The sequence below is a fragment of the Mucilaginibacter sp. P4_A11 genome, from assembly GCF_056402535.1.
In genome coordinates, this window is sequence record NZ_JBFUHE010000002.1 from 24,930 (window position 1) to 42,719 (window position 17,790).

The 17,790-nt window shown below is 43.8% G+C and carries 16 protein-coding genes; 7 read left to right on the top strand and 9 right to left on the bottom strand.

What is annotated here, in order from left to right; genetic code table 11:
* Positions 1-109: 109 nt before the first annotated feature.
* From AC1DUD_RS03995 to AC1DUD_RS04025, 7 genes are all read right to left on the bottom strand, one after another.
* Positions 110-1,666, bottom strand: a complete 1,557-nt coding sequence (locus AC1DUD_RS03995; RefSeq protein WP_477371854.1) for a RagB/SusD family nutrient uptake outer membrane protein — start codon at positions 1,664-1,666, stop codon at positions 110-112.
* Positions 1,667-1,691: 25 nt separating this feature from the next.
* The gene (locus AC1DUD_RS04000; RefSeq protein ID WP_477371857.1) at positions 1,692-4,781 is read right to left on the bottom strand and encodes a SusC/RagA family TonB-linked outer membrane protein; all 3,090 of its coding nucleotides are present in this window, start codon (positions 4,779-4,781) and stop codon (positions 1,692-1,694) included.
* A complete protein-coding gene (locus AC1DUD_RS04005; protein ID WP_477371859.1) occupies positions 4,778-4,954 on the bottom strand; it encodes a hypothetical protein in 177 nt (58 codons plus the stop codon). The genes AC1DUD_RS04000 and AC1DUD_RS04005 overlap by 4 nt, the downstream gene beginning before the upstream one ends.
* 195 nt (positions 4,955-5,149) lie before the next feature.
* Positions 5,150-6,292 carry a formylglycine-generating enzyme family protein gene (locus tag AC1DUD_RS04010; RefSeq protein ID WP_477371861.1) on the bottom strand — a complete coding sequence of 381 codons (1,143 nt, stop codon included), beginning with the start codon at positions 6,290-6,292 and terminating at the stop codon, positions 5,150-5,152.
* Positions 6,292-7,257 (bottom strand): sterol desaturase family protein, encoded by a 966-nt coding sequence (locus tag AC1DUD_RS04015; protein WP_477371863.1) that lies wholly within the window; start codon positions 7,255-7,257, stop codon positions 6,292-6,294. The genes AC1DUD_RS04010 and AC1DUD_RS04015 overlap by 1 nt, the downstream gene beginning before the upstream one ends.
* Complete coding sequence (locus AC1DUD_RS04020) at positions 7,250-7,447, bottom strand: hypothetical protein (RefSeq protein WP_477371865.1); 198 nt, start codon at positions 7,445-7,447, stop codon at positions 7,250-7,252. The genes AC1DUD_RS04015 and AC1DUD_RS04020 overlap by 8 nt, the downstream gene beginning before the upstream one ends.
* Positions 7,444-7,620 carry a hypothetical protein gene (locus AC1DUD_RS04025; protein WP_477371867.1) on the bottom strand — a complete coding sequence of 59 codons (177 nt, stop codon included), beginning with the start codon at positions 7,618-7,620 and terminating at the stop codon, positions 7,444-7,446. The genes AC1DUD_RS04020 and AC1DUD_RS04025 overlap by 4 nt, the downstream gene beginning before the upstream one ends.
* 609 nt (positions 7,621-8,229) lie before the next feature.
* On the opposite strand from AC1DUD_RS04025, the gene AC1DUD_RS04030 reads away from it, so the two are divergent.
* A complete protein-coding gene (locus tag AC1DUD_RS04030; protein WP_477371870.1) occupies positions 8,230-8,841 on the top strand; it encodes a hypothetical protein in 612 nt (203 codons plus the stop codon).
* A 266-nt stretch (positions 8,842-9,107) separates the two neighbouring features.
* Here AC1DUD_RS04030 and xth read toward each other — a convergent pair whose 3' ends face one another.
* Both xth and AC1DUD_RS04040 read right to left on the bottom strand, forming a co-directional pair.
* Positions 9,108-9,890, bottom strand: coding sequence for an exodeoxyribonuclease III (xth, locus tag AC1DUD_RS04035; protein WP_477371872.1), 783 nt, complete (start codon positions 9,888-9,890; stop codon positions 9,108-9,110).
* 112 nt (positions 9,891-10,002) lie between these two features.
* Positions 10,003-10,194 carry a hypothetical protein gene (locus AC1DUD_RS04040; protein ID WP_091211519.1) on the bottom strand — a complete coding sequence of 64 codons (192 nt, stop codon included), beginning with the start codon at positions 10,192-10,194 and terminating at the stop codon, positions 10,003-10,005.
* A gap of 123 nt (positions 10,195-10,317) precedes the next feature.
* On the opposite strand from AC1DUD_RS04040, the gene AC1DUD_RS04045 reads away from it, so the two are divergent.
* Genes AC1DUD_RS04045 through AC1DUD_RS04070 form a run of 6 tightly spaced genes read left to right on the top strand, consistent with a single transcriptional unit; the run spans position 10,318 to position 17,635 of the window.
* Complete coding sequence (locus AC1DUD_RS04045; protein WP_477371875.1) at positions 10,318-11,166, top strand: ABC transporter ATP-binding protein; 849 nt, start codon at positions 10,318-10,320, stop codon at positions 11,164-11,166.
* The gene (locus AC1DUD_RS04050; protein WP_477371878.1) at positions 11,159-11,929 is read left to right on the top strand and encodes a hypothetical protein; all 771 of its coding nucleotides are present in this window, start codon (positions 11,159-11,161) and stop codon (positions 11,927-11,929) included. The genes AC1DUD_RS04045 and AC1DUD_RS04050 overlap by 8 nt, the downstream gene beginning before the upstream one ends.
* An 11-nt stretch (positions 11,930-11,940) precedes the next feature.
* The gene (locus AC1DUD_RS04055; protein WP_477371880.1) at positions 11,941-12,345 is read left to right on the top strand and encodes a GntR family transcriptional regulator; all 405 of its coding nucleotides are present in this window, start codon (positions 11,941-11,943) and stop codon (positions 12,343-12,345) included.
* On the top strand, positions 12,332-13,069 hold the full coding sequence (locus AC1DUD_RS04060; protein ID WP_477371883.1) for a hypothetical protein: 738 nt from the start codon (positions 12,332-12,334) through the stop codon (positions 13,067-13,069). The genes AC1DUD_RS04055 and AC1DUD_RS04060 overlap by 14 nt, the downstream gene beginning before the upstream one ends.
* 17 nt (positions 13,070-13,086) lie before the next feature.
* The gene (locus AC1DUD_RS04065; RefSeq protein ID WP_477371885.1) at positions 13,087-13,974 is read left to right on the top strand and encodes an ABC transporter ATP-binding protein; all 888 of its coding nucleotides are present in this window, start codon (positions 13,087-13,089) and stop codon (positions 13,972-13,974) included.
* Between the two features lie 22 nt (positions 13,975-13,996).
* Entirely contained in the window at positions 13,997-17,635 is a 3,639-nt protein-coding gene (locus AC1DUD_RS04070) for a hypothetical protein (protein ID WP_477371887.1), read from the top strand.
* Positions 17,636-17,790 lie beyond the last annotated feature (155 nt).

Genomic DNA, 17,790 nt, shown 5'->3' on the forward strand with positions numbered 1-17,790 from the left:
GACGCTTGAACTTGCGGGGGGATTTTAATTTTCCCTACCCTCTTTGCGGCTTGCCGCAGAGAGGGTGGTCCAGCGCAGCGCAGACCGGGTGAGTAAACTATGCGCCCTGCTATTGCCAGCCGGGATTTTGCGTTAGCTTACCATTACTGTTATCTATCTCCTGCTGTGGAATTGGGAACAGATAGAATTTACCCGCCGCGCCTTTGCTTACATTGGTTTTGCCAACTTTGAGCAGGCTTGCCTCCAATATGCCGTTACCGGATGCATCCCGTTCACGGATCAGGTCAAACCAGCGCTGGTATTCAAATACAAACTCTAACCTCCGTTCTAAATAAACGGCTGTACGAAAGGATGCCTGATCAAGTCCGGAAAGATCATCAAGTCCCGCACGCTTCCTTACCCGGTTGATGGATGTATAAGCTTTGGCAGTTGGCCCGTTCAGTTCATTCTCAGCTTCGGCATGGATCAGCAATACATCCGAGAAACGAATGATAGATACATTGGCACCTGATTCTGATTCGTTGGCTACAACACTTGGATCAAAGTATTTATTAAAGAAAGGGATCGAATCGTTAGCGATGGTCGCATCGTTCAGTTTACCATACCACAGATTGGTTGCAGGGCTTTGAAAGCGGGTTACAAAACTTACGCGTTTGCGTTTATCGTTAGCCGGATATAGTTTATAAACACTGAAAAACTTGTCTACGCCGTTAGGCTTGGTAGCGTCAGGTACCGAGTAAAACACAACCTGGTCAGCATAGCTGTCCACTATACCGGGGATACCATTCAATATTGATCGCGGCGCCTGGTTATTACCCTGACCCTGTGAATTTGATTTAAACTGTGCCGAAAAAATGTGCTCCTTACCGTTTTTGCTTGCAGGCAAAAATACATCGGCATAGTTAACAAACAGATCATATCCGTATGGGCCGTTGATCACAGTTTCGGCCTGGGTTACGGCTTTATCCCATTTACGCTCGGTAAGATAAACCTTAGCTAATAACGAATTTGCTGCACCGGCGGTAGCCCTGCCAACATCAGCGCCTGTATAACTGTTTGGCAAATCGGCAGCAGCACTGGTCAAATCAGTTTCAATTTGTGCATAAACTGTAGCAGCAGCGGTACGTTGCAACTGCAAATCGGATAGGTTAATAGAAGTTTGATCATGCAGTACCAAAGGCACATCGCCGTAAAGCCTTACCAGGTTAAAGTAATACAATGCCCTTAAAAACTTGGACTCGGCCACCAGCCGTTTATTCAGCGTGGCATCAAATTTTATATCGGGGATGGTATCGATAGCAATATTAGCCTTTTTAATAGCCGCGTAATGTTGCTGCCAGATCTGCAAAATGCGCAGGCCTGATGCTGAATGCCCCAATACCGACTGTGAACGAACGTCGGCGTTGGTAGCGCCAGGTCCCGGGCCTTCATCATCGCCCATAAAATTCATACCTGTGTTAAAAAGGGTGTTATAAGGCGTTTGGACACTATTTGCACCTGCATTCAGCAGCGAATAAACAGCAGTAACAGCAGCAACGGCATCGGCCTGGGTTTTGTAAAACTGGCTCGCCGGAATAAATGACCGCGGGTCTTCCTTAAGCTTGGCGCACGATGCGACACCAAGGGCAACCAGTATAATGAAGTATTTAATGTTTTTAGTTTTCATGTTAAAAAAAATCAAAGGTTATCGGCTACAGGGTGATACCTATACCCACAATAAATGATTTGTTGTTAGGATACGCGCCGTTATCAACCCCCGATGTAATGGCCGATTGTTCGTTGCTGCTCACCTCCGGATCATACCCGGTATATTTAGTCCAGGTAGCCAGGTTTTGCGCATTGGCGTAGATCCTGATCTTCTTGATAGGCGACCTTGAGAGTACCGATTGAGGGAAAGTATAACCCAAGCTGAGGCTTTTAAGGCGCAGGTATGAGCCGTTCTCCACAAACCTGTCGGATATAGTTGCAGCCGGATCCTGGTAAGCGCTGTGAACATCGGTATTGGTGTTGGTTGGCGTATAGCGGTTAAGCAAAGTGGTTGTCGCATTGGTATAACCGGTACCTAATTCCAACACAGCCCTTTGCTGATTGTAAATTTTATTACCGTATGATCCCTGTAAGAATACACTTAAGTCGACACCTTTGAACGAAAACGTATTGGTAATACCTCCGGTAAATTTAGGCTGCGAATTGCCAAGGATCACCCTATCGGCTACCTGGGTTATTTTGCCATCACCATTGATATCCTGGTAGTTTTGAGCACCGGGTTGTGTATTAGCTGCCGGTGTAAGTACCGGGCCGCCTGGCTGGATCAACCCATTGGTTTTATACCCGATGAACGAACCTATAGGCTCACCAACTTTAATGATAGATGGCAGCGATGAGTCAGGAATAAACTGGTTAACGCCGTTACCGCCAAGGCTAAGTACTTTGTTTCTGTTAACGGCAAACACGAGGTTGGTATTCCAAACAAAGCCACCGGTCAGGTTGCGTGAACTTATGCCAAGCTCGAAACCTTTGTTTTGTACCGAACCCACGTTTTCATACTGCTGCGGGTTGGTAATGGCGGTATTGGTAATGATAGTTAAACCGCTTGTAGCAGGTAATGGCAGATAAAGTAGCAGGTTGGTGGTTTTTTTGTAATAGACATCGGCCGTTACGCTGATCCTGTCTTTAAACAAACCAAGGTCGAAACCGAAATCATATTGGCTGGTTTTTTCCCAGGTTAAGTTTGGGTTATACAAGCTGTTCGGTGCAAAACCTGCGACTGTAGAGTTCCCGAAATTATAACGGTAGTAACCCAATTGTGAATAGGACTGATAAGCAGGAATATCGCTGTTACCTGTTTGCCCCGCACTAAAGCGCAGCTTTAACTGGCTGATAGCGGTAACATTTTTCAGAAAGTCCTCACTTGAGGCATTCCATGCTACAGCTGCAGAAGGGAATGATGCCCACTGATGGCCTGGAGCAAATTTTGATGAACCATCGGCCCGCAGGGTTAAGGTTAACAGGTATTTGCTATTGAAACCATAGTTAATACGGCCGAGGTACGATTTTAATGCCCAGATATTTGACGATGTAGATGGCGCTATGGCAAAACCACTTCCTGAAACGGAGGTAACACTGCCTGAGCCAAGGTTATTGAAAGTATCATAATCGCTCACAAAACCCGATGCTCCATTAATAGAACCCTCGGCTTTAAATTGCTGCTGGGTAAAACCGGCTAATACATTCAATGAATGCTTGCCAAACTTTTTGTTGTAGGTAAGGGTATTTTCGTTGAGCCAGTTGAAAGAGTTAAGCGTACCAACCTCTCCAAGACCCGAATATCCTGAACCCTCATAAACTGTAGAAGGCAGGTACCGGTTTTGTTTATTGTCGATAATATCGATACCTGCTAATACCCTTGCGGTAAGGTTTTCGGTGATCTTATAGTCGCCTGCTATATTGCCCAAAACACGGCTTGTAGTGGTAGTGTTGGTTTGATTATACAGTGTATTGATTGGGTTGCCGTAGGTACCTTCAAATACGTTTTTGATAAAGAATGACCCGTCGGCATTATAAACAGGCGTAGTTGGTGTCATAAGCAAAATGGCCGGTACTACGCCCTGAGGTGCAATTTGTGCAGTAGTGCGGCTTCCGGTGATAAATGACGATATTTTCAGCTTATCATTATAGTCGTGTTCCACATTCACGCGGCCTGCATAACGCTCAAAGTTGGTATTCTGCAGGATCCCGTCCTGTTTAAAATAATTGCCCGAAAAAGCAATTCTTGTGCGCTCGGTACCTGAAAATATAGAAAGGCTATGATTTTGTGAGTTCGCTTTACGGAAAGCGGCACCCTGCCAGTCGGTATTGGCATTGTAGGGATTAAGTTGAGCTTCGGTTTGTACGGTTTTACCCGTGTTTACCAAAGCATCGTTACGCAAAGCTTCCCATTGCGGTGTATTGAGCAGGGATAAGGTTTTTATCACTTCCTGCCTGCCAAAGCTGCCATCGTAATTGATAGATGATACACCGGCTTTTCCTTTTTTAGTGGTGATAATGATAACACCGTTTGCACCGCGTGTTCCATAAATTGCTGTGGCCGAAGCATCTTTTAAAACCTCGATGCTTTCAATATCTGAGGTGTTGATAGATGCCAGCGGATTAATCTTAGGGCCGTTAGCTACGCCTGCATCAGTCAATGAATTACTGTTTGAAGTAGGGAAACCATCTATTACATACAATGGTTCGGCAACGGCATTAATAGAGTTTACACCGCGTACCTGTACGGTAACACCTGCACCTGGCTGCCCGGTGGCCTGTGTAACCTGGATACCCGAAACCGAGCCCTGTAAAGCCCTGTCGAGCGAGGGAACTGGTTGCTTTAAGGCCAGTGCCGGTACCGAAGCTACCGAACCGGTGATATCCTTACGTTTTTGCGTACCATAACCCACCACAACCACCTGGTTTAACTGGGTTTGGGCATCTTTAAGCTTAATTTCAACCGGGCTGCCATCGGCAATAAATTCTTTCTTTTCGTAACCCGTAAATGTGATGATAAGCTTGTATGGAAATTTTTGACCGGTTATAAAGCTGAATTTACCTTCAATATCGGTTGAAACCACATGCGTGGTCCCCTGGATCTTAACCACAGCGCCGGGCAATGGCTCGCGGGTTGCGCTATCTATTACACGACCAACCAAATGTGAATTGATGAGGGGCTGGGTTTGCTGCGCGTTGGTTAACAACGGGAACCCGATAAACAGCAGAAATGGGATTAATAAAAGTTTTTTCATGTCGACAGGTTTTTAAAAGATGAAAACCCGGACCATTGATTAGCTGCCATATTAAACAGCTTATATAATTGCTGCGGATGAAAAGCATCCTCAATTATTTGCAGCGTAAAAACAGCTGCGTGCAGCGGAAAAGGCAACGCATAGCCAATCCCTGCATTTGCAATATTTTGCATAAATTTGGATAATTAAAATGACTCAATTGAAACAGGCTCAACGCCAATCGATCCCTGTTTCGTTGTTTTAATGATTTGGGGAAAAGCTTTGCTTTTCCCTTATTTGATTAGGTAATTGTTTACTTTTTCATGTTCCTTTCCGGTTATACCTGATCATAGCAGGCAGATCAATTATTTATTTTTAGGGGTATAATATTAATTGCTAACACAACGAAAACCGAGGTGTTCCATGCCGCTGTCTTCGGTAGTTTTCATCCGGCGCGATACGCGGTAGCCGGAACAATAGCTGTCATTACATAAAAATGAACCGCCACGCACAACCCTCTTTATGGCATAAGGTTCATCCGGATCATATGATTTTGAAGCTCCCTTTGGATTTTTAACTCCCGCCGGATTGTTCAGCGTTTTGTAATAGTTGTTATTGTACAAATCGGCACACCATTCCCAAACATTACCGGCCATATCATATAGGCCATAACCATTCGGTGCAAATGAACAAACCGGCGCTAAGTAATAATAATGATCGCGCTGGGTGTTTTTATAGGGAAAACTCCCCTCCCAGGTATTGGCCTTTGGTTGTCCTTCATTAACTTTTTCATTGCCCCATGGGTAAATTTTGTTTTCAAGTCCGCCCCTGGCCGCGCGCTCCCATTCGGCTTCAGTTGGTAAACGTTTGCCGGCCCACTTACTGTAAGCCACAGCATCGAACCATGAAACCTGCACCACCGGGTAATTGCCTTTGCCTTTAATATCGCTGCCCGGCCCGTGTGGGTGTTTCCAGTTAGCACCTGTTTTCCATTCCCACCATTGGCTGTAATCGTTTAGATTAACCGGTTTATTAGCCGGTACAAATACCAACGATGCCGCTACCAATAAGCTATCGGCAGGTTTTTCGGTGCCTGGCGGCATTTGTTTTTTGAGCTCGTTCCAGTCGGGCTTGCGTTCGGCAGTAGTTATATAACCTGTTGCTTTTACAAACTTTTCAAACTGAGCGTTGGTCACTTCAGTTTTATCAATCCAGAAACCATCAACAGTTACATCATGTTTAGGATATTCATCAGGTTCGGCCTGCTGATTATCGGCTCCCATTCTGAAAGATCCGGCCGGTACCCAAGCCATCCCCGCATGGCTGGCTTGGGTTTTACCGGTATCGGGCAAGGCAAGCGCCGCACCGCTTAGCCCTGCTGTTTTGAATCTGCCGGGAATATTTGATTCGCAGCAAACCTTCTTTTTAGTATCGGGAACCCGGGCTACCGCAATAATCGCCTTTGGTTTCTCCGGCTGCCTGCATGAAGCAAGCCACGCTACACTAAAAAGTATAAGTACAATTTTGTTCATTATGCTTTAACAGGTTGTAATTGAAATGCTGCATCAACTTGTTCAACAACAGGTTCTTCTACTTTATCCGGCCGGTACAGGTGATGAGGCTGTAATGGAACGTCATCCTTAATCATCGGGCCATCGGCAGCAAGCTCACTTCCGGGCACTTTTGATTTAAATATTGGCCACGCTAATTGTGCGTACCATTGGTCACCTTCATAATGCGAGATACCATAGGCTTTTGGATATTGACGCGAAATATGCGCTGTTCCAAAAATGATATCCCACCAAAAGAACATGTTACCAAAATTGCCTTTATAATAACCCACCCCATCATCTGTAGTGGCAGCATGGTGTGCATGGTGCGTGGCCGGAGTTGAGATGGTACGCTCCAATACCCAGGCCAGCGGGTGTAGTATCTTGTATTGGTAAAAAGGTTTATCCCATGGGATACTTGAATGCGCCAGCGTGGTAATAGTACCTTTGATACCTTTTACAATTACAGCAGGAATACCCAAACCAAGGTAAACCAAAGCAGCAGTTAAATAGGTTTGTGAAAAGAACAGCGTGTAGATGATATTTTGCCTGCTGGCCATAGCCATACCCATGTACGATGCCGAGTGGTGCGTACGGTGAAAACGCCATAACCATGGCACCTGGTGATGCAGGCGGTGGTACCAGTATTGGGTAAGGTCGTCGGCTACGGCTATGATGGCGCATCCCCATAAAAAGGGTACCCAATCGAAAGTATTTTTTAAGGTTGGTAATATAGCTGGTAAAACCAACAGACTGTAATAGGCAACCAGCGGTTTCACCACCAGTTTAGGGATGGTAAAGCAGGCGATATCCACCCATTTTTCATTCTTGTTCCAACGTTTTTTGTACAGGCCGAACGAAAATTCGAGTACGCCTAATACCAGTACCAAAACGGAAAACCCGTAGCCGTTAAGGTTATCTATTACTTGTTTTATCTGCTCAATCATTGTCTTGCGAGTTTGAAGTTTTAGTTTTTACTGTGTTTTCCTGTTTATGCTGATGCTGCTTCTTTTCCCATGGGCGTTGGCCGGTAATAGCAAAAGTGCCGAACATGAGTGCTATGGGCAGTATATATAGCAGCAGGCTTAACGAAGCGTTTTTTACTATCTGTACTTTAGTTGCTTGTTCTAATTTCATAATTGGCTATTTTTTTGAGGTTGAACAATTTGTGCCGTTTTAGTTGCAGCTTTTTTTTCCAAAAGCTTACGGCCAAGCCACAGCCCGCCGAAAATGATGATAAAAGGTATGAGGGTTACAATAACGCCTACCAATACCTTTTTCCCAATGAGGGAAACGTCGTTAATGGTCATAATGAACTTATTAAGTGATTAACAATACAGGCAGGCACAGCAATCCGCACAAAGCTGCAACGCCCGGTAAATAATGTAATGAATTGAAAAATTTGGATACCGTGCGTTTAGTGCACGATCATAGAGAAGGGATCAACCCTTGTTATGCAGCCTTAACAGCAGCAACAAGAATAACAACAAGAAGTAAAAGCAGCAGCAGTTAACTGATAATTAGCAAGGCCGTATTTAGGTAAAAGTTCGGGTTGCATGGTGGGGTGCTTTTAAGTGATTTGATTATTGTGATTAATTTTCTGAGGCAAATGTAAAAAAAGATTTGATAAATACTACTAATTCTATAGAAATTATATAAATAAATTCATTTCTATTATAAATGTGATGTATCAGCGGCAAAATATGCGCAAAAATGGAGAAATCACTGCCTTATTGCGGCATTCTTATAATAAGGAGCTGTTAAAATAGTTCGCGATTTTTCACGTAGAGATACATCAATATCCTAGAGTTTTGACCGTAGCCCTCCCATATTCGGGAAAAAATGCTAAATGTAGGTTTTCCACTAATCACACGATAAATTTATAACGCATTCACACAAAATCTTATATTCATACCATCATGGATCTAACTACCCTTATTGTAATTACCATTATCGTTTTCATTATAGCGTTTGCGGCTTTCAGGCTGTTTGATGTTAAAAAGGGAAGGAAGAAATTGGAGCTGGAGCGGTCGGCCAGGATTTTACCACTTTATAAAAAAGCTGAAACCACTGCCGGCTTAACTGCTGAAGATGTATTGCCCTTTACCCAGAACCTGCTTACCCGCTATGATACCTTTTTATATTTGAGAGAGCTTGGCGAACTGCACCTGTTTCCTGAAGAATATCATACACTCATTAAAGGGGCCGAAAGCTCACTGGCCCAATGGCTGGAGTTCCCTACCGAGCTGGATGCCTGCCCCGATGAAATAGAACATATTAAACGGGTTACCATTGATCTTAACGGGCGAGGCAACTTTATACATTACGAGGTATTTAAGTACCGGGTTAATCCGCCCCATTGGGCTACCGAATACGTATGGATATTAGGCGTTGTAGGCCCGTTTTTTGACGATAGCAAACCTTATGATTTCCCGGCGGCTACGTTTAGCCGGGTAAGCAGTACCGTAGATAAAGTTACGCCGGAAGATGAGGTTAGATGGGTACATGAAAACATCGCTATGAGGAGGTAGCTACAAAACTCCCTACACCTGTTATTTCTGTGTTTAATTTCGTCGGATTCTGAAAACGAAATGCCAGAAGAGGGCATGTCTGTCTGAGCCTGTCGAAGACTCTCGCGCAGAGGCCTGCCCACCATGCTTCGACAGGCTCAGCATGACCCACTTTAATTATGTCATGCTGAGGAACGAAGCATCTTCTTCGCCCTGTATAACGGCTCTGTATGTCGAAGAAGATCCTTCGCTATCGCTCAGGATGACAAAGACTTACGGACTTAATATCATTCAGCGTCTTTCAATTCTATCCAAACCGGCGCATGATCACTTGTTTTTTCCCAGCCGCGCACATCCCTGTTCACTCCGGCAGCAACAAGCCGTTTTTCCAGGTGCGGACTCAGTAAAAAGTGATCGATCCGTAAACCGGCGTTGCGGCCGTAGGCATCGCGAAAATAATCGAAGAAGGTGTAGATCACTTCGGTAGGATAAAGTTTGCGAATGGCGTCAGTCCAACCCTGCTCAACCAGTGTTTTAAATGCTTCGCGGGTTTCAGGGCGAAAGAGGGCGTCATTTACCCAGCGCTCGGGCTTATAAGCATCAAGTTCGGTTGGCATAACGTTATAATCGCCGGTTAATACAACCGGTTTATCGGCAGCGAGTAAACCGGCTGCATGGATTTTCAATCGTTCAAACCAGCCTAATTTATAATCAAATTTAGGTCCGGGAGCCGGGTTGCCGTTAGGGAGGTACAGGCAGCCAATGATAATACCATCAACAAGCGCTTCAATATAGCGGCTGTGCTCATCTGTTGGATCACCTGGAAGAGCACGGCAAACCTCCGTGATTTCTTTATCTTTTTTTACCAGTATGGCAACGCCGTTCCAGCTTTTTTGCCCGTGCCAAATGGCTTTATAACCGGCATCAAGTATGGCCTGCTCAGGGAAGTTTTCCTGCGGTGCTTTCAGTTCCTGCAAACAGGCGACATCAGGGGCTGTTTCCTGTAACCAGCGAAGCAAAACAGGCAAGCGCCCATTTACACCATTTACGTTATACGTAGCTATTTTCATGATGCAATTTAAACAGTTTAGGCTATATCATGTGAGTTGCAAAATATAAAAAAAGCCATGCACTCCATAGCAAACGTTGGGATGCATGGCCTACAAACAGTATCTTATTCCCTTATTTTTCAAACTCATCCGGATCTACTTCTGGCTCACCGGGTTCAGTATCAGGAATTTCATTCGGGATATTTTCCGGCGCTTCTTCTGGCATCTCCGGCTCTCCCGGATCTGTGGGCTGCCTGATCTCCGGCCGCTCGGGGTTTACCGGCATTTCATCTGGTTCGTTTGGCATGGTTCTCTTCTTTGACATATCTTATTAACTGTTAAGAAGATAATTGGTTTTCATGAAACCCCTCCCAATAAAAAATACCTCTTGCATTTTAAAAATGTTTAATTACATTTGCAGTGTACTACCACACTAATACACTACACCATGATTCAAATAACTAATTTGAATTTCAGCTACAACGGTAAAAAGCCGCTTTTTAAGAATCTGAACCTTTCATTAAAGGCCGGGCATATTTATGGCTTGTTGGGTAAAAACGGAGCCGGGAAGTCAACCCTGTTAAAAAATATTGCAGGCCTGGCTTTTCCACAATCCGGCAACTGCCTTATCAACGGAACAGAAAGTTCAAAACGCCTGGTATCTACCCTGCAAAACCTTTACTTTATTGCCGAGGAGGTTTATGTACCCGCATTAACTCCCGGCCAATTCTTGGAAAGGACGGCAGGCTTCTACCCTGCCTTCAGCATTACCGACTTTTATAGTTATCTGAAAATATTAGATATTGATCCTGATTCGTTGATGACCAAAATGTCATACGGGCAGCAAAAAAAGATGGTCATAGCATTTGGACTGGCTACCAATACCAGCTTACTGATACTTGACGAGCCAACCAATGGGCTTGACATCCCCTCAAAAGTTCAGTTCAGAAAATTGATCGCATCGGTTTTAAATGAAGAGCGCTGTATTATTATTTCAACCCACCAGGTAAGGGATTTGGACAGCCTCATAGACACTGTATTGATTTTGGATGACCATCGCATAGTAGTTGAGAACTCGGTAGATGAACTTACCGAAAAACTGTTCTTTGGTGTTTTTAAAGACCTTACCGGCATGAATGTGCTGTATGAAGAAGATACATTGATGGGCAAATACGCAATTTTAGAAAACACTGCCGGCAAATATGGCAAAATGGATCTCGAACTATTATTCAATGCAGCAACAACCAACAGCAGCAAATTATTAAACGCACTAAAACCAACTATGACTCATGAATAACTACTTCAGTTTAAAACGCTTTTGCAGGTTGTTTATGAAGCATACGGCCGAACATTACCGCACCTATTTTATGTCGGCAGCGGTTTTGGCGGGGGTATTTCTGCTTGGTGGCTCGTTTATATTTTACATGATCCCCGGCCCGGTAGATGCGGGCTTTCAAATGGCCATATTTGGCGTGCTTATTTTGATAGCTGGACCATTATTTACAAGCACCATCTTTACTGACCTGGGCGATAAACGTAAGGCAATTCCGGTACTAACCTTACCTGCTTCACAATTTGAAAAGTTTATGGTTGGCTGGGTTTATTCATATATAATATTCATGTTGGTTTATACCGGGATCTTTTACCTGGTATTATCCATACTGCTTAACCTGAAGCATTGGCCGGGGCATCATTCTGAAATGCTTTCCCTTTTGCAGGATAAATCTTTATTAGTAATTATTATTTTTTCGCTGCTGCATGCTATTACCATGTATGGCGCCATAAGTTTTGAGAAGCTGCATTTTATTAAAATAGGGTTCAGCTTTTTTATTTTTTATGCATTACTGATCCTTGCTGATACATTATTTCTGAGACTGATTGTGGGCAGGCAAATTTACCCGGCAACACCTTTTGCGTTCCTCAATTTCCCGGAGGGTACTAACTTTTATTCCATCGGTTTAAGTGAGCAGCAATCGGCCTGGGTTTTAATTGTAGTGCCTGTTGTAGTGATACTATTTTGGATTGCGTCATATTTCAAACTAAAGGAGAAACAGGCTTAAAAAAGACGATAATGGAATTTAAAGATAACGAAGCGATATACCTCCAGATAGCGGCTTTTGTGAGCGACCAGATCTTGATGGGTAAATGGCCCGCCGGGCAAAAGATCCCGTCGGTACGTGATATGGCTGTTGAGCTGGAAGTAAACCCCAATACAGTTATGCGATCATATGAGTTTTTACAAGGGCTCGAAATTATTTATAACAAACGGGGCCTGGGCTTATTTGTGGCTGATGATGGCTTTGACAAGGTAAAAGCTTACCGCAAAGAAAACTTTGTACGTCAAAATCTGCCCGAACTTTTTAAAAACATGTACCTGTTAGATATTTCCATAGATGAGATCAGCCTGCAATACCAAAATTTCCAGGCGCAACAAAATGATGAACTAAACCAACCAAGCGACAATGAAAACAAGTAATAAATTTTTACTTACCGCTATATTGCTACTGGTAATTTCGGTAGGGATCTATGATTTTCAGTTAAAAGCCGAATACCTGAAAGGTGACTATAAAAACCCTTACAATGGTTTTGTGAAATTAAATTTCAGGGATTTTAAAGTCATTGAACTTGGTTCGTCAACAGCTATCAATATCATGCTGGTAAAAGGCCCTTTCAAAATACTTGCCGATCCGGGTGCTATAGAGTTTATGAAAATTGAGCAGCGGCACGATTCACTTTTTATACGCGCCGCGTTTAAAGATAACTTTCATAATGTACGTTCGACACAAGTGTTGTATATATCATGCCCCGAACTTACTTCATTTGCTGCGGATGCCAAATACATGGCCTCGGATACACAAGTGATCGATACAGTCGCCAGTGCAGATTTTAAATGGCGTCCTAATACTATAAGTGGTTTCAGCGGAGAGAAGCTCGATATTAATGCAGATCACGCAGCCAATATCTTTTTAAAAAATAACAAATTCAACATTTTAAACGCTGTTGTTGGCAACAGTAACGGCTCTGTCTCAAATTTAACTATTGAAACAGGCAACCGATTCGGAAAAACCAACCTCGATATCCGAAACAAAAGCCGTTTATGGATTAAGGACGACAGTCTCAGCAACATAACCTATAAACTTGCCGATAGCGCCAAACTCATCCTGAACGGAAACACAAGGATGATCCATAATAATAAATGACCAAAACTTAGCAAATCATGAAATTAGTAATCAACTCCCTATCAAAAACCTATGCCAACGGCGTACATGCCTTAAAAGATGTTTCGCTGACCCTGAATAATGGCATGTTCGGACTGCTTGGCCCAAACGGGGCCGGTAAATCGTCACTGATGCGTACCATAGCCACCTTGCAGGAGGCCGATAAAGGCAGCATTTTTTTGGACGACCTGGATGTATTGAAAAACAAAACCGAGGTACGCCAGCTACTCGGGTACCTGCCGCAGGAGTTTGGTGTTTACCCTAAAATATCGGCAGAGCGCATGCTTGACCATATTGCCCAGCTTAAAGGCGTTGGCAACAATGCCGAACGTAAAGACCTGGTGCTGCAATTATTGGAAAGCGTAAACCTTTATAAAGACAGAAAAAAGCACTTGGGCACTTACTCCGGCGGTATGAAACAGCGCTTTGGAATAGCACAGGCCCTGATCGGCAACCCCAAACTTATTATTGTTGACGAACCAACCGCAGGCCTTGACCCGGCAGAGCGCAACCGCTTTTACAACCTGTTAAGCCGTTTGGGCGAAAATACCATTGTGATCCTTTCAACCCATATTGTTGAGGATGTAAGTACGCTTTGTGCCAATTTTGCCATCATTTGCCAGGGCGAGGTTTTGTATGCAGGCGACCCGGAAAGTGCAGTAAATGAGTTGAACGGGAAAATCTATAGCAAAGTGATCACCCAATCAGAACTGGGCTTTTATAAAGATGACTACCAGGTAATCTCAACGCAGCTAAAAACCGGAAAGCTCCATATCCGCATTATCAACGAAGCCGAACCCGGCAACGGTTTTATCAGCAGCACCCCAAACCTGGAAGATGTGTACTTCAGCAACATTGCTACACGAATAGATGTAGACACCATTTAAACCCACTATAAACCAATAGTTTATGTTTATTAAAATATTTCTGTTCGAGATCCGGAACCGGGTCCGCAGGCCAGCCGTTTACCTATATTTTTTAGCCGCTCTGCTATTTACAGTGTTTACTTTCTCCACAGGCTCATTGCCGTTAGGCGAAAAAGAACACATCAACGCGCCTTATGTACTTGCACTATGGTGCTCGGGCATCACCATGATGATCACCCTTGTGAGCTCATCAATTATGGGCACGGCTTTGTACCGCGACATTGAATACAACACAAAAGATTATTACCTAACCTACCCTATCACAAAAGCGGGTTATTTCTGGGGCCGTTACCTTGGCTCATTCGTTTTCATGATCGCTATTTCATCGGCAATTATTATCGGTGCATTTATAGGCACCAAACTTGGCCCGGCTATGGGATGGACAGATGCTAAACAATACGGCCCCAATAACCTCATTTACTACCTGCACCCGTTTTTCACCATTGGGCTGCCTAATGTTTTGTTTACATCTTCCTTATTCTTCGGGCTGGTGGCGCTCACCCGCAATGTAAAGGTTATTTACTTTGGCGGTATCCTGTTGTTTCTGTTTTACTTCATCGCGCTATTTTTCCTTAATCACGTTAACAATCCAACGATAATAAACCTCAGCGATCCTTTTGGTCTCAACGGCATAAGGATGCAAACTAACAATTCAAGTATTGCGGAGCAAAATACCACCTTATTTCCAGTAACCGGTACGTTTATGCTCAATCGCTTAGTATGGGGAGGTATCGGGATAGTTATTGTAATCCTCACTTATTTTAGGTTCAGCTTTGAACGCTTTTTTAGCGGGCGGCGCGACAAAGCAGCCATTGATGAGGTAGGCGTTAAAACTAAAAACCAGGTAACTATCAGGCCGGAAGTAAGATTTAGCGGTAGATATAACCGGAACACCTTACGCAACCTGGTAAAAGTGGAACTGCTCAATATTATCCGCGATAATTATTTCTGGATCATATTGCTTAGCGGCAGCTTGTTCCTCGGTTTTGTATTTTATCTTGGCGAAAGCAGGAACGGCGTGCCTGATTTTCCGCGTACGGTTACGCTGCTGGGAATTTTTAATGATGCCTTTCCCTTCTTCATTTTCTTTATCATCATGTTTTATACCGGCGAAACCCTGCACCGTGACAGGGCTACCCGCTATGCTTTTATTAATGATTCGCTCCCGCCGCCAAACTGGATCCTGAATGGGTCAAAACTGATCACCTTATTACTTATCGGTACGGGCTTATCTTTTATCCCCATCATAACAGGTGTTATTGTTCAATTATTAAAAGGTTACCACGCCCTAAACATAGCAGCATATTTAACCTACATAGGCTACATCTTACTGCCTTCTTTACTGGAGATGGTTGTATTTTGCTATGTGGTACATGTTGTTGTGAATAACAAATTTGCCGCTCACGGCATAGGTGTCTTTTCCTGGGTGATCGTATTCTTTTTGCGCAAGTCGGGCATCTTTGATTATAATCTGCTGCTGTATTCGTATACACCGTCCTCAGGCATCTCTGACATGACCGGTATAGGCCATATGGCGACGCCTATAAATTGGTTTAACTTGTATTGGCTGCTGTTTGCGGGGCTGCTCATCATTGTTTCGGCATTGTTTTATTACCGTGGAGTAACATCATCTTTTAAAGAGAGGCTACGCTTATTACCTCAGCGCTTTAACAGGAGCACGGCTTTGATCACCACTATAGTGGCAATTGCTTTTTTGGCTGTTGGTGGCTGGAACTATTATAACGTAAACTTTTTAAACGCTTATCTCATAAAATATGAAAATACCGCCAGAGCGGTGCAATATGAAAAATCGCTAAAAAAATATGAGCACCTTCCCCTGCCCAAAGTAACCAACATAAAAATGCAGGTGGAACTTTATCCCGATAAGCAACAGGTAGCTACACATGCATGGGTAACCGTCACCAATAAAAACAAGGTTGCCATATCACAAATGCTGCTTGATGGTGATGACCTGACCGCCTACTCAGTCAAAACCGACGGGGTGTTAGTTCCGTTCATTACTCCCTTGCTTTATCCCCACGGACTTTTCAATTTTTTCAGGCCGAAAGCTGATACTGCCGATTTCCGTTTATACCGGTTTATAAAACCTTTGCTACCAGGCAATTCGCTGGTACTGGAGATCAACTCAGAAATAGTTCATAAAGGATTTACCAATGGCATGTACGCTGCTACTCTTATTAACAACGGTACATTCTTTAACGGAGGGCTCCCTGGTTTAGGCTACGATGAAGACGACGAACTGGGCAGCCCTTATGAACGTAAAAAAGCCGGTCTGCCCGAAAAAAAGGAAGAAGAAATTCAACAGGATAACCCTGAGGGCATCAACACGCTTAAAGCAGGAAGAGCCGCCGATTTGTTAAAGCTTGATGTAACCATTGGAACCCTGGCCGATCAAACCGCTATTGCTCCCGGGCAGCTTGTAAAAAACTGGCAGCAGGATGGCCGTAATTATTTCCATTACGTGCAGGACAAACCCGGCATGTACATGCCAATGGGTATTATATCCGAAAAACTGGCTGTAAAAAAAGCTACTGTTCAGTTAGATCACCAGGTGAACATTGAGGTTTATTACCATCCGGAGCACAACATTAATATCGACAGGTATATTGCGGCATATAAAGATGGCTTAGCCTATTACAGCAAAGTTTACGGCAACTATCCGTTTAATGACATCCGCCTGGTGGAAACTTCTGTTTATGGCCCGCAGGATGCCTCAATGACAACCCTGAACACTTATGCCGAATATTTTGGATGGAATGCTGATTTCAGGGATCCTAACAGTTTTGATTATTGTTATGCCAATACCACAAGGCTGCTGTCCCAACAATGGTGGCGTTTCCAGACAGCGCCAAACAGCACGGTAGGAAGTTTGGTGATCCCCGAAGGTTTGTCCAATTATGATCAGCTGGTGATGGCCGAGCACAAATACGGCAAGGATAACATGCGGTATATTGTATTAGACCAGTTGTGGTATTACTTGTTTATCAGGCGGCACCTTAATGAAAACGAACATCCTTTAATAAAAGCAAATAATTGGTTTTTATGGGGAGGCAAAGCAAGTGTAGCACTGTATGGTCTGCGCGACCTGATTGGCGAAGACAGCCTGAACGTGGCCCTGCGCGAATTTAAAAAGGCCTATGCTTTTAAAACGAACGCTCCCTTTCCGGGAGCCAACAACCTTTATCAATACCTCCAAAAGCATGTACCCGACTCGCTGCAATATTACCTTACCGATACCTGGCAGAAGATAACCTTGTACGATAACCGGGTGATTGAAGCAAGCAGCAAGCCCACGGGTAATAAAAACGAATACAAAGTTACCTTTAAGCTTGATATTGATAAAGTGTGGAAGGATGCCAAAAACAACGACGTCCCGGCTCTTAACATGAACGACTATATCGATATCGGGATTTTTGGCAGGCAGGTTAAAGGTGCCGGTAACCGTATGGTGAGTAACACCTTGTACCTTAAAAAGTATAAGCTTAAACGCGGGCAACAGCAATTCAACATTGTTGTTAAAGGAGAACCTGCCTCTGTAGGTATTGATCCGTTTAGCAAACTGATTGACAGGAACCCTAACGATAACATCAAAGACCTTTAAAAAAAAGAGGCTGTAAAACCAGCCTCTTTTTTTTGATTTATTCAGATACTTAAGCAGTTATAGTTTCGGGGTGGATTTGCCCTACTAACAAAAGGGGGGTTAACAGGGTTAACACAATCCAGGATTAACATACACTCAAATTATTGATAATTGAG

What these genes read in the sequence shown, in the direction of transcription:
- AC1DUD_RS03995 (WP_477371854.1), bottom strand. Translation starts at nt 1,666, where the DNA reads ATGAAAACTAAAAACATTAAATACTTCATTATACTGGTTGCCCTTGGT.
- AC1DUD_RS04000 (WP_477371857.1), bottom strand. Translation starts at nt 4,781, where the DNA reads ATGAAAAAACTTTTATTAATCCCATTTCTGCTGTTTATCGGGTTCCCG.
- AC1DUD_RS04005 (WP_477371859.1), bottom strand. Translation starts at nt 4,954, where the DNA reads ATGCAAAATATTGCAAATGCAGGGATTGGCTATGCGTTGCCTTTTCCG.
- AC1DUD_RS04010 (WP_477371861.1), bottom strand. Translation starts at nt 6,292, where the DNA reads ATGAACAAAATTGTACTTATACTTTTTAGTGTAGCGTGGCTTGCTTCA.
- AC1DUD_RS04015 (WP_477371863.1), bottom strand. Translation starts at nt 7,257, where the DNA reads ATGATTGAGCAGATAAAACAAGTAATAGATAACCTTAACGGCTACGGG.
- AC1DUD_RS04020 (WP_477371865.1), bottom strand. Translation starts at nt 7,447, where the DNA reads ATGAAATTAGAACAAGCAACTAAAGTACAGATAGTAAAAAACGCTTCG.
- AC1DUD_RS04025 (WP_477371867.1), bottom strand. Translation starts at nt 7,620, where the DNA reads ATGACCATTAACGACGTTTCCCTCATTGGGAAAAAGGTATTGGTAGGC.
- AC1DUD_RS04030 (WP_477371870.1), top strand. Translation starts at nt 8,230, where the DNA reads ATGGATCTAACTACCCTTATTGTAATTACCATTATCGTTTTCATTATA.
- xth (WP_477371872.1), bottom strand. Translation starts at nt 9,890, where the DNA reads ATGAAAATAGCTACGTATAACGTAAATGGTGTAAATGGGCGCTTGCCT.
- AC1DUD_RS04040 (WP_091211519.1), bottom strand. Translation starts at nt 10,194, where the DNA reads ATGTCAAAGAAGAGAACCATGCCAAACGAACCAGATGAAATGCCGGTA.
- AC1DUD_RS04045 (WP_477371875.1), top strand. Translation starts at nt 10,318, where the DNA reads ATGATTCAAATAACTAATTTGAATTTCAGCTACAACGGTAAAAAGCCG.
- AC1DUD_RS04050 (WP_477371878.1), top strand. Translation starts at nt 11,159, where the DNA reads ATGAATAACTACTTCAGTTTAAAACGCTTTTGCAGGTTGTTTATGAAG.
- AC1DUD_RS04055 (WP_477371880.1), top strand. Translation starts at nt 11,941, where the DNA reads ATGGAATTTAAAGATAACGAAGCGATATACCTCCAGATAGCGGCTTTT.
- AC1DUD_RS04060 (WP_477371883.1), top strand. Translation starts at nt 12,332, where the DNA reads ATGAAAACAAGTAATAAATTTTTACTTACCGCTATATTGCTACTGGTA.
- AC1DUD_RS04065 (WP_477371885.1), top strand. Translation starts at nt 13,087, where the DNA reads ATGAAATTAGTAATCAACTCCCTATCAAAAACCTATGCCAACGGCGTA.
- AC1DUD_RS04070 (WP_477371887.1), top strand. Translation starts at nt 13,997, where the DNA reads ATGTTTATTAAAATATTTCTGTTCGAGATCCGGAACCGGGTCCGCAGG.